At 38.9% G+C, this 15,664-nt stretch carries 9 protein-coding genes and 1 tRNA gene; 9 read left to right on the top strand and 1 reads right to left on the bottom strand.

What is annotated here, in order from left to right:
- Positions 1 to 291 precede the first annotated feature (291 nt).
- From IV81_RS06530 to IV81_RS06490, 9 genes are all read left to right on the top strand, one after another.
- Positions 292 to 365 (top strand) — tRNA-Thr (locus IV81_RS06530).
- A gap of 130 nt (positions 366 to 495) precedes the next feature.
- The gene (locus IV81_RS06525) at positions 496 to 1,848 is read left to right on the top strand and encodes a cytosine permease (RefSeq protein ID WP_057803478.1); all 1,353 of its coding nucleotides are present in this window, start codon (positions 496 to 498) and stop codon (positions 1,846 to 1,848) included.
- Positions 1,849 to 1,852: 4 nt separating this feature from the next.
- A complete protein-coding gene (gene codA, locus IV81_RS06520) occupies positions 1,853 to 3,088 on the top strand; it encodes a cytosine deaminase (RefSeq protein ID WP_057803477.1) in 1,236 nt (411 codons plus the stop codon).
- A gap of 102 nt (positions 3,089 to 3,190) precedes the next feature.
- On the top strand, positions 3,191 to 4,720 hold the full coding sequence (locus tag IV81_RS06515; RefSeq protein WP_057803476.1) for an ABC transporter permease/substrate-binding protein: 1,530 nt from the start codon (positions 3,191 to 3,193) through the stop codon (positions 4,718 to 4,720).
- A gap of 11 nt (positions 4,721 to 4,731) precedes the next feature.
- The gene (locus tag IV81_RS06510; RefSeq protein WP_057803486.1) at positions 4,732 to 5,679 is read left to right on the top strand and encodes an ABC transporter ATP-binding protein; all 948 of its coding nucleotides are present in this window, start codon (positions 4,732 to 4,734) and stop codon (positions 5,677 to 5,679) included.
- A 20-nt stretch (positions 5,680 to 5,699) separates the two neighbouring features.
- A complete protein-coding gene (locus tag IV81_RS06505) occupies positions 5,700 to 7,034 on the top strand; it encodes a dihydrolipoyl dehydrogenase family protein (RefSeq protein ID WP_057803475.1) in 1,335 nt (444 codons plus the stop codon).
- A gap of 49 nt (positions 7,035 to 7,083) precedes the next feature.
- The gene (locus tag IV81_RS06500; protein WP_057803473.1) at positions 7,084 to 8,247 is read left to right on the top strand and encodes a cation:proton antiporter; all 1,164 of its coding nucleotides are present in this window, start codon (positions 7,084 to 7,086) and stop codon (positions 8,245 to 8,247) included.
- Positions 8,248 to 8,555: 308 nt separating this feature from the next.
- Positions 8,556 to 11,981 (top strand): pyruvate carboxylase, encoded by a 3,426-nt coding sequence (locus IV81_RS06495; protein WP_057803471.1) that lies wholly within the window; start codon positions 8,556 to 8,558, stop codon positions 11,979 to 11,981.
- A gap of 4 nt (positions 11,982 to 11,985) precedes the next feature.
- Positions 11,986 to 13,161 carry a pyridoxal phosphate-dependent aminotransferase gene (locus IV81_RS06490; protein WP_057803469.1) on the top strand — a complete coding sequence of 392 codons (1,176 nt, stop codon included), beginning with the start codon at positions 11,986 to 11,988 and terminating at the stop codon, positions 13,159 to 13,161.
- An 80-nt stretch (positions 13,162 to 13,241) separates the two neighbouring features.
- Here the strand turns inward: IV81_RS06490 and helD are convergent, their stop codons facing one another.
- Positions 13,242 to 15,521: an RNA polymerase recycling motor HelD gene (helD, locus tag IV81_RS06485; RefSeq protein WP_057803467.1), complete on the bottom strand. Its 2,280-nt coding sequence runs from the start codon at positions 15,519 to 15,521 to the stop codon at positions 13,242 to 13,244.
- Positions 15,522 to 15,664 lie beyond the last annotated feature (143 nt).

Genomic DNA, 15,664 nt, shown 5'->3' with positions numbered 1-15,664 from the left:
TCTTCCGAATGGAAGGCTCTTTTTTGTGGAAAAATATATCAAACCAATTTTCATTTGGTTGAAAATAATAGATTGAATTGGTTATCTAAGTTTTAATTGAAAATAGAACTGTTAATTTGAATTTATAATTTTAGTGTTTTAATTTAATTATGAACCGACTCTGAAGTCAATAAGTCAATAGAAGATAGTGATCCTCAATCTAGGGCCAATTTTTTAATAAAATTACCATTGAAATACTATTTTTTGTTTTACAGTGTAAGTAAATATGATATACTAATTTAGTTAACAGATGCCACTATAGCTCAGCTAGGTAGAGCACTTCCATGGTAAGGAAGGGGTCGTCGGTTCAAGTCCGACTAGTGGCTTAATAGAATGGTTAAAGTCTCAGAATAAAGTCTGAGGCTTTTTTTATTGGCAAATTATTCCTTTACTTATTTGAATTAAATCTAGTATAATTTTCAGAATGTGTTAAATAAGCTAGGAGGAAATTCAATAATGGAATCTAAGTACCAAGTTGAGAGTATCGCTGAGGAACATCGTCACATGACCTACTGGGATATGTTTGCCACGTGGATCGGTGCAAATGCTAATAATGGAACCTGGTTTATTGGTGGGATTATTGCAGCATGCGGATTTTGGGGCGGAATTAGGGCATTAATTGTGGCATCAAGTATTTCCTATGTATTTTTAATGTTAGTTGGTTATATGGGTAAAAAAACGGGTGTCACCACAATGGCGCTTTCGAGGGCCTCCTTTGGAATTAAAGGGAGCGTCATTCCTTCAATCGTAAATTTAACACAATTTGTTGGATGGACAGCGGTTAACACATTCATTGCGGCGACGTCCGTTTCTTATATATTACATAGTTTTTTAGGATGGCCGGTATATGGAAAGCCTGGGGGGAATTTAGGACTAATCGCGGGAATTGCGGTAATGAGTATTTTACATCTGCTAAGCATTATTGCGGGTCAGAGATCGATCCAAATTATCGAAAGAATTGGAATTATATTAGTTATTATTTTTGTCATATGGGAATCAATCGTTGTTTTTAAAGATGTTTCGTTTTCACAAATCGGTCATTGGCAGGTTCCTTCAAACCTAAAAATGGGCTTTGGAACGGCGATGGACACGTTAGCGGCTTTTAATCTGGCATGGGTAACGGCGGGAGCGGACTTTACACGCTTTACTAAAAAAACGGGTACGGCAACAACGGCTCCATTTTTAGGTGCAAACTTAGGAGTATTTGGTTTTGCATTTATTGGATTAAGTGCCACAATTAGTATTGCAATCAGCTCTGGCGTTTATGATCCCAATAACTCAGATCCAAGTACGATTGCTAATCGACTTGGTTTAGGAATTATTGCAATGTTGGTTATTATGTTAACAAGTATGACGGCAAATGCTGTTAATATTCAGGCCGCCGGTTCAGCTTTAAACAACATGTTTTCGAAATTAACATTAAAGCAGTCATTGTTAATAACAACAATTATTGCGACGTTTGTCACTTTTATTCCTGTATTTTATGGAAGTTTTTTAGAAACTTTTACAGCCTTTTTGGACTATGTTGGAATGGTGTTGGGCCCAATTATTAGCATTATGGTTGTAGATTACTTTGTGATTGCTAAGCAAGATTATCGACCAAGCGAATTAGGTAATCCAAAAGGGAAATATTGGTATAAGAATGGGGTACATTGGACGGCGTTTACTTTGTGGATTGTTGGTGTTTTAATTTACATTGGATTGCAACACATGGCGTTCATTCAGAAATATACCGGAGCGACATTTATTGTAATGATAGTTATCGGATTATTATACTGGGGAATTATGCGATTAAAAAAGGTGGAATAGTACTATGTTAATTAAAGGTGTTTACATTGAAAATAGTTCGAAGAAAAGTGATCTTCGAATTGAAAATGGTATTTTTACAAAAATCGGTTCAGATATTAAAGCGCAGAACAATGAAGAGGTCATTAATGCGGACGGAAAATTATTAATACCACCGTTCATTGATTCACACGTGCATTTGGATGCCACATTGACTGCCGGTGATCCCGAGTGGAACGAGACGGGAACATTATTTGACGGAATACGAATTTGGGCTGAGCGGAAGAAGACGCTCACAAAAAATGATGTAAAACAACGAGCTATTCAAACTTTGAAAAATCAAGCCAGTCATGGTATTCAATTTGTGAGAAGTCATGTTGATACAACGGATGCTCATTTCACGGCTTTGGAAGCTTTACTAGAAGTAAAACAGGAAGTAAAAGATTTTATGGATTTACAGTTAGTTGCGTTTCCACAAGAAGGAATTTTATCATTTCCGAATGGAAAACAATTAATTGAACAAGCTGTAAAAATGGGTGTGGACGTAATCGGTGGGATTCCCCACTTTGAATTTAATCGGGATTATGGAGTTGATTCATTAAAGTACATAACTCAGTTGGCGGAAAAGTACGATAAATTAATCGATGTTCATTGCGATGAAATCGATGATCCTAACTCGAGATATTTGGAAGTGCTGGCGACTTTGGCTTATGAAAGTGGACTGGGCGAGAAGGTCACCGCTAGTCATACAACTGCGATGGGATCGTATAACGATGCGTACGCTTATAAATTGATGCGGTTGTTAGAGCTATCAAAAATTAACATGGTCTCTAATCCGCTTGTGAATATTCATTTAGGTGGTCGATTTGATACATATCCTAAACGGCGTGGATTAACGCGGGTTAAGGAACTTCTTGAACATCATATTAACGTATCCTTTGGCGAAGATGACGTTAAGGATCCTTGGTATCCAATGGGCGATGGTAACATGTTGGATCCAGTTCATATGGGAATTCATGCTGGACAGTTAATGGGGTACTCGCAAATTATGGATTCTTATAATTTGGCAACCAACAATGGAGCACGTACTTTAAACGTTCAAAATCGCTATGGTATTGAGGTCGGTAAACCAGCAAATTGCTTAATATTTAATGCTCGAAACTTTTATGATGAGCTAAATGAGCGTAAAGAACTACTGTATTCTATTCACGACGGAAGGATATTAGTAACAACTAAACCGGCACAAATCAAAACAACATTTTAAGAAATTTGGCAATTCTGGAGTATTTCTCTGGGGTTGTCATTTTTTTTGTGAGATACTTTATGTTAAACATAAGTTTTAAATACTAATAAAGAAGTTGAGAGAATGCAGAATTTAATTCAAACTTTTATAGATCAAAGAAGTGAACTTTGGCAGGCACTTATACAACATATCGAAATTTCGATGATTGCTTTGATACTTGCAATTATAATCGCTATGCCACTCGCAATTTGGACAACGCATCATCGAAAAGTGGCAGAATGGTTACTTCAAATCACGGGTGTTCTCCAAACTATCCCCTCGTTGGCATTGCTTGGGCTATTAATTCCATTAGTTGGAATTGGAAGTGTTCCGGCCGTTATCGCGTTGGTCATATACGCACTACTACCAATTTTTCAGAGTACTTATGTCGGAATTACCGAGATTGATCCATCGCTAGAGGAGGCGGCAGATGCCTTTGGAATGCTACCATTGCAAAAGTTATTTAAGGTTGAGCTTCCGACAGCGATGCCAGTAATTATTTCCGGAATTCGAACCGGATTAGTTTTGATCATCGGGACGGCAACTTTAGCAGCTTTAATCGGTGCCGGTGGATTAGGAAACTTTATCTTATTAGGAATTAATCGAAATGATCCTTCATTAATTCTATTGGGAGCAATCAGCTCGGCACTTTTGGCGATTGGGTTAAGTGCATTAATTAACGTTACGCAAAAAATGTCAATTAAAAAAATATTAATAACGCTTGGCGTACTATTGGTTGCAATCGGTGGGGTTGCCTCAACTAAGTTTTTTACATCGGAACCTGAAACCATCACGATTGCTGGAAAATTGGGTTCAGAGCCCGATATTTTAATTAACATGTATAAAGATTTAATTGAACAGGAGCAACCAAATGCTAAAGTTGTTTTGAAACAAAATTTTGGAGAAACAACATTTTTATTCAATGCTTTAAAATCAAATAAAATTGATATTTACCCAGAATTCACGGGAACCGTTTTAGAAACGTTAGTTAAAAATGCTCCAGACAATCATTTAGGTGCGGCACAGACGTATCAGGATGGTAAAAAACTTTTGCAATCGCAGTTTAAGATGGACTATTTAAAACCAATGAAGTATCAAAATACTTACGCTATTGTGGTGAAAAAGGATTTTGCTCAAAAATATAATCTGAAAACAATTTCTGATTTGAAGAAAATTGAATCGAAATTAAACGGTGGAATGACCCTTGAATTTATCAATCGAAAAGATGGATGGGTCGGAATTAAACAGAAATATGGATTAAATATACCAATCAAATCAATGCAGGCCTCGTTGAGATATTCAGCGATAAAAAATAATCAAATCAACGTTGCGGATGCGTATTCAACGGATAGTCAAATTCGACAACTAGATTTAGTTACTTTGGAAGATGATCAGCATGTCTTTCCACCATATCAAGGGGCGCCCTTAATGAAGTCAAGTTTTGCTAAAAAGCATCCGGAAGTTGTTAAAGCATTGAATCAATTGGCCGGAAAGATTTCTGAAAAGGAAATGCAGGAAATGAATTATGAAGTTAACGTGCAGAAGAAATCGGCGGGAGACGTTGCTAGGAATTATCTAGTTAAAAAAGGTTTGTTGAAAGGAGATGTCAAATAGTGTCCGAAACGATGATTGAATTTCAACATGTAAAAAAGGATTTTGGCGACCGGCGAGTGATTAAGGATTTAAGCTTTAAGGTTCAGGAGGGTGAATTGTTTGTCCTAGTTGGGACATCTGGAAGCGGAAAAACAACCACGCTGAAGATGATTAACCAACTTTTTGTCCAAGATGATGGAGATATTTTGTTTAATGGTAAAAAAATAAAAGACTATAACTTGCGTAATTTACGACTAGAAATTGGTTATGTTTTACAACAAATTGCTTTGTTTCCAACAATGACCGTTGAACAAAATATCGCTTTAATCCCTGAAATGAAACATTTTTCAAAGGAAGATATTCGAATTAGAGTTGATGAATTACTTAGAGAAGTTAATTTGGATCCTGAACGATATCGAAATCGTTATCCAAGAGAACTTTCCGGTGGGGAACAACAACGGATTGGAATTTTACGAGCAATTGCTTCTGAACCACCCATTGTTTTGTTTGATGAACCGTTTAGTGCACTTGATCCAATTGTCAGAACGCAGCTACAAGACTTAGTTTTAAAATTACATCAAAAGTTAAAAAGTACGATTATTTTTGTGACACATGATATGGATGAAGCATTGAAATTAGGGGATCGAATAGGCGTAATGAATGATGGTGAGCTTTTACAAGTCGATACTCCAAAAGCGATTGCACAGCATCCAGCCAATAAATTTGTTGAAGATTTCTTTGCTTCTACGGTCGGAAAAAATCTGTATCAAACACAAATTGAAAAAATTATTCGGACGGGTTTTGACACCGATACGCCAAAATTACCAACAGAAAAAATTAAAATAACTGATACGTTGGAAGAGGCGTTTCATCAATTAGCGATTGTGGAGACTTTAGAAGTGGTTGATCAAAACGGTAAATCAGTGGGCTGGATTGATCGGCAAGCGTTGTTTAAATATTTAAGTGAGACGAATCATTAATTTAAAGGAGGAAAATTATAATGACTAACTATGATGTTGTAATTATCGGAGCAGGACCTGGTGGATTAGGTTTAGCGTATCCTTTGAAACAGGCGGGATTAAATATTGCCGTCGTCGAGGAAAATCTTTGGGGTGGTACGTGTCCCAACCGAGGATGCGATCCTAAAAAGGTTCTGTTAGCGGCCGTTGAGGCTCGAATGCACAGTAAGTACCTCGTGAATAATGGAATAAAGGCTGCTCCCGAAATTGATTGGCCGGCTTTGATGCAATTTGAAAAAACATTTACCGCTCCAGTATCAAAAAACAGCCGCTCAGGACTATCTAATGCTGATATTGATACAATCAGTGGGCATGCGGAATTCGTTGATTCTAACACTCTAAAAGTGGGTGATAAAATTATTCATAGCGCAAAATTTGTGATTGCTACAGGTCAACGTCCAGGTAGGTTAATGGCAGTTAAAAATCAGGAATTAATGTTAACTAGTACAGATTTTTTGAAGATGGATCAATTACCGGATGAAATTGCGTTCATTGGTGGAGGTTACATTGCTTTTGAACTAGCAATGATTGCGGCTGCCGCTGGAGCCAAGGTTCATATTATTCATCATAATGATCGACCATTAAAGGATTTTCCAAAGGAATATGTAGATGATTTGTTAAAGCAGATGGAAGCGGAAAATATTCAAATTCATTTAAATACGGATATTAAAGAAATTAAGAAGGAAACCAATCGTTTTATTTTAGACGATGAAAGTGGATTTACGTTAAAAGTTGATCGAGCGTTTGTAACGGCCGGCCGGAAGCCTAATGATGATACGTTAAATCTTGAAAAAATTGGTGTGCAGACCGATCGGGGTGGAATCGTGGTCAATGATCATTTAGAAACAACGATAAAAGGAATTTTTGCTATGGGGGATGTTATTTCAAAGAGTCATCCCAAATTAACACCGGTATCAGGATTTGAGGCACAATACTTAGCTAAACTATTGAATAACCAGACAACGGAAGCGATTGACTATCCGGCAATCCCAACCGTCGTTTATGGGATGCCCAAACTAGCTCAAACGGGTGTTAAACTCCAAGAAGCTTTAGAGCATGAAGATCAGTATCAGATTCAAACTAACGAAACAACGGATTGGTTTACTTACCGCCGTTTGGGAGAACCTCAAGCAAAAGTCAGCGTTGTTAGGGAAAGGAAGACGAATAAAATTGTCGGCGCGGTGACAATGAGCAGTGAGGCGGAACATTTAATTAACGATTTTGCGACCGTTATAAATCATGGTGGAAGTGCGTCGGAAATTAATAATCAAATCTGGGCGTACCCAACGGAAGCCAGTGATTTGGAGTATATGTAGTATACTTAAAGCATGTAGCGTGAATTATTTTTGAAAGGAAGATGATTGAATGGAGTTCGTGGGTGTCCTTGTTTTAATTTTAGTATTGACCCTTTTAGCTGGCCATTTTGCTCAACGAATTGGATTTCCCGCGGTGGTAGGACAACTACTAATCGGAATTGTACTGGGACCGGGAGTGCTAGGATTAATTCATACAAATGAATTGATTTCAGTGTTCTCTGAAATAGGCGTAATTATTCTAATGTTCTTAGCGGGCTTAGAAAGTGATTTAAAAATGCTTCAAAAATATATCAAACCGGCCTTAATTGTTGCAGTTTTGGGAGTAATCCTCCCAATCGCACTGGTCGGTGGTGCCAGTTTGTTATTTGGCGTGAATCCAATGGAGTCCCTTTTCATTGGTGTGATTTTTTCGGCAACTTCGGTAAGTATTTCGGTTGAAGTTCTAAAAGAGTATCGAACTTTAAATACTAAAGAAGGTGCGACCATTTTGGGCGCGGCCGTAGCAGATGACATTATTGGTGTATTACTGTTGGGCGTGATGATTGCGTTAACCAGTTCAAAAACCGGATCAAATTCTAATATTGGACTAGCAATTTTCTATCAAATCTTATTTTTTATTGGTGTGTACGTCATTGGCAAATGGATAGTGCCCGTCTTAATGCGACTTTCAGATCGACTATATATAACGGCTTCAAGAACTGTGATGTCAATGATTATCTGTTTAGGGCTAGCGTGGTTAGCTGATGTAGCGGGACTTAGTGGTGCAATTGGCGCTTTTTTCGCAGGAGTAGCCGTTTCTTTGACAGATCAAGATGATGAGATTAATGAAAGCATTGAACCGATTGGTTATGCCATTTTTATTCCAGTCTTTTTTGTTAGCGTGGGTCTATCAATGACATTTTCAGGATTACAATCGGTAATTGGTTTAATTGTAACCTTGACGGTGTTAGCAACGCTGACGAAACTATTGGGTTGCGGCTTAGGAGCATATATGTCGGGCTTTGATTTAACAAGCAGTGGTGTGATTGGCGCGGGAATGATTTCTCGAGGCGAAATGGCTTTAATTACACTACAAATTGGTTATGGAGAGCATTTGATGAGTGAAACGTACTATTCGGCAATTGTATTGGTAATCGTGATTGTAACCCTAGTTGCTCCATTTATCCTAAAGGACGCAATTCGTCGAAATAAGGCGGCGATGAACAATGCTTAAAAGAAAATACGACGCAAACTGGATGGTTTTTGTGGAATAGCATCTTAACAAGCATCAGTGTCTAACTCAATTTACATTGTTGATGGTTAATAGGAAATGGCGTCGCTTTCATGGCAAGATTATTCGAATATGGAGGGAAGGTCTGTGACAAAGGAACTTATGTCACAGGCCTTTTTTAAAACCACCACGATAAATCGCTCTAAAATCAGAGTAGTTTTTAGAGTTTAGGTTTCAAAAATATTTAAATTTGATAAAATAGAGATTAAATATTCATTAAATTACGAACAATCAAACTGAGGAGGTCCATTATGCAACGTATTTTAATTGCCAATCGTGGTGAGATTGCGACACGCATTATTCGAGCCGCACATGAACTGGGCAAAACAGCTATTGCCATCTACGCGAAGGCGGATGAATTTTCAATGCATCGTTTTAAGGCCGATGAAGCCTATCAAGTCGGTGAAGATGATGATCCAATTGGTGCTTATCTAAATATCACGGATATTATTCGGGTGGCAAGAGAAAATGATATTGATGCAATTCATCCGGGATATGGATTTCTTTCCGAAAATGCTGAATTTGCACGTGCGGTTGAAGAAGCAGGTATTAAATTTATTGGACCAAGACCCGAACTTTTAGAAATGTTCGGTGATAAGTTGCAAGCTAAAAACACGGCGATTAAAGCCGGCGTTCCAACGATCCCGGGAACTGAGAATCCAGTTGAGAACGTTGAAGAGGCATTAAAATTTGCTAACCAGTTTGGATATCCAATTTTTGTTAAATCTGCCGCCGGGGGTGGTGGAAAAGGAATGCGCATTGTTAATCATGAAGATGAAATGCGAGAAGCATTCGAGCGCGCTCAATCAGAGGCCTCTTCATCTTTTGGCGATGATGAAATTTACTTGGAACGGTATTTGGTTGATCCAATTCATATCGAAGTCCAGGTGATCGCCGATGAGCATGGCGACATGGTTCATTTATTTGAGCGTAATTCTTCAATTCAGCGACGTCATCAAAAAATTATTGAATTTGCGCCCGCAATTGGAATTAGTTCTGATTTGAGGAAGAAAATTCGGGATGCAGCACTTAGATTGTTGAAGTCAGTCAACTACAGTAATGCGGCAACGATTGAATTTTTGGTAGAAGGTGATGAGTTCTTCTTTATGGAAGTGAATCCCCGAGTCCAAGTGGAACACACCGTTACCGAAGAAGTAACCGGTGTTGATATTGTTCAATCACAAATTAAAATTGCAGAAGGACAGCATCTTCACGAAGAGATGGAAATTCCAGCTCAGAATCAGATTGAAGCCGTTGGTGTAGCAATTCAAGCTCGAATTACAACCGAAGATCCAATGAATAATTTTATTCCGGACACTGGTCGAATTCAGACGTACCGTTCACCTGGTGGAACAGGCGTCCGTTTGGATGCTGGGAATGCTTTTGCCGGTGCAATTGTGACGCCGTACTACGACTCTCTTTTAACAAAGGCCATCGTTCATGCCTCTACGTTTGATGAAGCACTTGTAAAAATGAATCGAGTTCTAAAAGAATTTGTGATTCGTGGAGTTAAGACTAACATACCGTTTTTAAAAAAATTAATTCAACATCCGATTTTTAAATCTGAGTTTGCGCCGACCACCTTTGTGGACAATACGCCAGAACTATTTGATTTAAAGCCCGAAACACAAAAAGTGACGAAGTTATTGAATTATATTGCAAATACAACTGTTAATGGCTATCCAGGACTGGACTCCAAAAATTCTTACTTAACAGTTAATCAGTACCATCCTCATTTTGAAGAGCCCCAACAACAATTATCGGCAAAGAAGATTTTGGATGAATCTGGTCCAGAAGCTGCCGTAGAATGGTTAAAGCGCCAACCAAAAGTTTTGCTGACTGATACGACGATGAGGGATGCACATCAATCGTTATTTGCAACACGAATGCGGACTAAAGATATGGTTGAGATTGCCGATCAAGTCCAAAAAGGGTTGCCTAATCTATTTTCAGCAGAGGTTTGGGGTGGTGCAACCTTTGATGTTGCCTATCGTTTCCTGGGGGAGGATCCATGGGATCGGTTACGACAACTGCGACAAAAAATGCCTAATACGATGCTCCAGATGCTATTGAGAGGTTCAAATGCAGTTGGATATCAAAATTATCCTGATAATGTGATTGATGAGTTTATCCGGCTCTCAGCACAAAATGGAATTGATGTTTTTCGGATTTTTGATTCGTTAAACTGGGTTCCACAAATGGAAGAATCAATTAAAATGGTTCGAGACAATAATAAAATTGCCGAGGCGGCCATGGCGTACACCGGCGATATTTTAAATCCAGATCGGGCTAAATACGATTTACATTATTACGTTAGCCTTGCTAAGGAACTTCAGGCCGCAGGTGCACACATTATTGGTATTAAAGATATGGCCGGAATTTTACGACCTCAAGCCGCATATGAATTGGTTTCGGAATTAAAGGATCAATTGGATATTCCGGTGCATTTGCATACACATGATACGACTGGAAACGGAATTTATCTCTATTCCGAAGCGATTCGGGCAGGAGTGGACGTCGTTGACGTTGCAACATCCGCAATGGCTGGAACAACGTCACAACCTTCGATGCAGTCTCTTTACTATGCACTATCAGGAGACAAACGGCAGCCTGACTTAAACATTAAAAATGCAGAAAAATTAGACGAGTACTGGGCTGGAATTCGTCCATATTATGAAGGCTTTGGGACGCAACTAAATGGACCACAAACTGAAATATATCAAATTGAAATGCCGGGTGGACAGTATACAAATCTGCATCAACAAGCTAATGCAGTTCGTTTGGGTGATCGCTGGGATGAAGTTAAAGATATGTACGCTGAAGTTAATCAAATGTTTGGTGATATACCAAAGGTTACGCCATCATCAAAAGTGGTCGGCGATATGGCACTCTTCATGGTTCAAAATGATTTAACGCCCGCGCTGGTTATGGAGAATGGGAAACAGTTAAACTTCCCCGAGTCGGTGGTCAATTTCTTCCGTGGAGATTTAGGACAGCCAGCTGGCGGATTCCCCCAAAAACTTCAAAAAATAATTTTGAAGGGTGAAAAGCCCCTAGATGTCCGTCCAGGTTCACTGGCAAAGCCAGCTAATTTTGAAATTGAAAGAAAGAATACCAGCAAAATTCTAGGATATAGTGCGAGTGATGAAGAAGTGATGTCGTTCATTCTATATCCAGATGTTATGGCGGACTACATTAATCGACGAGCAGAGTTTGGACCAATGCCGTTACTTGACACCCCGGTATTTTTCCGAGGAATGCGGATTGGTCAGCGGGTTGATTTGAAGTTGGGGAAAGGACAGTCTACAATCGTTGTTCTTCGAGAAATTAGTGATGCAAATGAAGACGGCCAGCGTTCGCTTTTCTTCGATGTGAACGGTCAAAATGAGGAAGTCATTATTCATGATATCAATGCTAAAATTACAAAAGAACAGCGTCAAAAGGCTGAGCCAACTAATGATGAGCAGATTGGCGCAACGATGGCTGGATCAGTTGTCAGTGTTGAAGTAGAAGTTGGACAGAAAGTTCAGCAAGGAGATAATTTAATCGTTACGGAAGCAATGAAGATGGAGACTGCAATTCGTGCGCCGTTCAATGCGACAATAAAGAAGATTTACGCTAAAAATGAAATGCAAATTGAAACAGGCGACTTATTAATTGAGTTAACAAAGGGGTAGGATGATGGAATTTTCAAAACGGGCGCAGGGAGTCAGCCCTTCAGCAACATTGGCTGTTTCAACCGAAGCCAAGAAAATGCAAAAAGATGGAATAGACGTTATCAACTTAAGTACGGGTGAACCCGACTTTACAACACCAGATTCGATTGTTCATGCGGCGGTCAAAAGTGTTGAATCGGGAAAAGCAAGTTATTACACACCAGTTGGTGGATTACCTGAACTGCGCCAAGCAATTGCTGAACATGTCGAACAGGATACGGGGCGGACGGTTCTTGCCAATGAAGTGGCGGTAACCGTGGGGGCCAAAATGGGCCTCTTTGAAACCTTTCAGGCTTTGCTAAATGATCAAGATGAAGTTTTAGTTGTTGCACCATATTGGGTAAGTTATGAAGAGCAAGTAAAGTTAGCCGGTGGCGTGGTTGTTCCAGTTAAACCACAAGCATCAAATTTAAAGACGACACCGGAAGAACTAAGCCAGTTTAAAACGAGTCGTACTAAAATTTTAGTCCTAAATTCGCCGCAAAATCCATCGGGGTTGGTTTACACGGAAGAAGAGACGTTGGCAATCGCTAAATGGGCCGTGGATAATAAAATTTTGTTAATTGCTGATGAAATTTACGGAAAGCTTGTTTATAATGGTACAAAATTCACTTCGGTGATGACGATGAGCGATGAAATTGTGGAAAATACAATTTTAATCGATGGGGTTTCTAAGGCGTACGCAATGACAGGATGGCGAATTGGATATGTTGTTGCTTCACCCCAAATCATCCAAAAGATTACGGCCCTTCAAGGACACATGACGTCCAACCCGGCCGCCGTTGCACAATACGCGGCGTTAGAGGCATTGACAGGGTCCCAAGAGCCCGTTGAGGAAATGCGCCAATCATTTGAAGGTCGCCTAAATAATACTTATGCTGCGATGCAAAATGTACCAGGATTTAAACTAGAAAATAAACCAGATGGTGCGTTCTACCTATTTCCAAATGTTGAAGAAGCAATGCGACTAAAAGGATTTAGCTCATCTGTTGATTTTGCGATGGCCCTTTTAAAAGAAGCGCACGTTGCGGTGGTAGCTGGAGAGGCATTTGGGATGCCAGGACATATCCGACTATCATACGCTACGAGCCAGAACCTACTAGATGAAGCCGTTCAACGAATGATTGAATTTATGAAATAATATTAAAAAGCTGTTAAATAATATCAGATATAATTTGAATCTGATAAATTATTTAACAGCTTTTTTAAAAAACATTTTAATTACTTAGAAAAGTCAAAAGAGCGTTGTATTCCAAACATGTCAGAATTTATGTTTGTAATTAGCTTCGATACGTCCCCAATACTGATTAGATTCAAGTGATGCATTGCGCGAGAGGCAATTATGTAGAGGGTGCCACGCCAAAATTGATCACCAAAGTTTTCTTCAGAAACGTTATAAGCAATTACGGAATCAAATTCAAGTCCTTTTGCAAGATAGATTGGTAGAACAACAATGCCCTTTGGAAGTGATCGATCGCCGTCATTTAGCAAACTCGGGTTCAAATCGCGAAGAAGATCAGACACATGTTCACTTTCTTCCATGTTTTTGGTCAAAATGGCGATGGTACCATAGTCTTCAAGTTCCGATTGACAGAGTCGGCGCAAATCGCGGGTGGCCTGATCTTGATTATCGGCAATGATGACGGTTGGTAGTGCTCCTTCACGACTAAAAGCTTGAATTTTGTCACCGTCCGGTAGAAGTGCGGCCGCAAAATTAGTAATTTGCGCTGTTGAGCGATAGCTTCGATTAAGAGTAATTAAATTTGCACGTTTGACTTGGAAAGATTCTTTTAATTTTTTTAGAAGCATTTGTGGTTCCGTGACGTCCTTAAACAGGGTTTGTTCGCTGTCACCAAGAAGGGTAAATTTTGCTCTTGGGAAAGCGTGCTTAAGATACATTAATTGTGCAATTGAGTAATCCTGCATCTCATCAATAAAAACGTACTGAAATTTCCGATTAGTCCCGCTCCCGGTGAGCAAATCACGTAATAGCATCACGGGTGCAGCATCTTCTAAAGCAATGTAGTGCATTTCAAGGTTGGCATTAAAGGTTTTAGCAACTTGCTGCCAATTAATATCGGCAGTGGATAACGTTGTCAAAAATGCGGCATACTGCGAATAAATATCGATAAAGTAGTCGTTAAAAATCGCATCATCAATAATTTGAAATTCTTTGTCAACAATTTTTCGACCGATGAAGTAATTTTCATCATCATATGATTTAAAGTGCCGCCGACCAACTAGCTCATGATACTTTTCCTCGCTAATTTGGTTAATTTGATTTTGAACCCAATCTTTTTTAATTTCTGAGTCAACCCGTTTTTTTAGACGTTTAATTAATTCGTTTTTAGTTTTTAAAGTGCGTTCTTTAATCCGCATGCTTTGAGGAAATTGTTCAAAAATGGACTGAATCTCATCTTTTGCGAAGAAAACTTCGCCCTGATAATTAATATTAGCAAATTTGATTTTAGCGGTAGGAAGTTCTTTTTCATATTTTTGAATTAAATCAATAAATGTTTGTCCTTCCTTAAAGTTAATAATCTTTTGTTCAACTTTTGAATTACTTTGCTGATTTTCAAAACGATCAAAGAGTGTTTGAACATGCATTCCTTCCAAACGACGATTGAAGAATTCAGCGAGGGTTAGCTGACGCATGTTTCGTTCACCCAGGCTGGGAAGAACATCTGAAATATAGCGACTATAAAGTCTGTTTGGTGAAAAAAGAACAATCTCATCAGCGTCTAAAGAAGCGCGACTATGGTACAACAAGAATGCGATTCTTTGAAGGATCGCAGAAGTTTTACCACTACCGGCGACTCCTTGAACGACTAGTAAATCGCTTCGAACGTCGCGAATAATATCATTTTGTTCTTTTTGAATGGTTGAAACGATGTTACGCATGTGTTCATCATTTTGTTCACCAAGCGCCTGTTGGAGAAGTTCATCGCCAACCGTTTCGTTAGTATCAAACATATGAATGATTTCACCATGATTAATCGTAAATTGCCTTTTTTTAAGTAGTTCTGTTTGCATTGATCCGGCTGGAGTGTCGTAGGTTACGTTCCCAAGCGTACCATTATAGTAAATACTAGAAATTGGTGCACGCCAATCGTAAATTAAGAAGTTCCCGTCACGGTCGGCAAATGAAGAGATCCCAATGTAGAGGGATTCGGGATGGTCTTCATCCTCATCTTGAATGTCAATTCGACCAAAATAGGGGGATTTTTGCAAGTCATCTAATTCATCGATTTGACGCTTTAGAATCGATTCATTTTCAACGGCACGAGCAACAAGTCCCTTTTGCTGTTGAATTTCGGCGTGAGTTTCAATCCGATCGTCGGCTTCAATTAGGTTAACTTTAGCGTTTTGTGAGTAGTTTTGTTCAACTTGGCTGGTTTCTTTATGTGCTTTTTCGTAAAGCTCTTCGGTATGTTGCTTTTGTTCGCAAATCTTTTCGATCACGTGGTTCACACGTTGCTGTTCCTGGTATTGCTCGTCCAAATGAACCGCCTCCTTATGAAATTAATGCTTGAATAATTCTAGTCGGTGAATGCTAAAATGTCAAAGAATCAGGATGTAATGAAAAACGCTGTAAATTTGCATCGGATTAAAATTTGCATCAAACTTTAATCATACAGATAACG

The organism is Pediococcus stilesii, assembly GCF_001437075.1.
GTDB classification, from domain to species: Bacteria; Bacillota; Bacilli; order Lactobacillales; family Lactobacillaceae; genus Pediococcus; species Pediococcus stilesii.
Note: the sequence above shows the minus strand (reverse complement) of the source record. Positions and strands in the feature narration are given on the sequence as shown.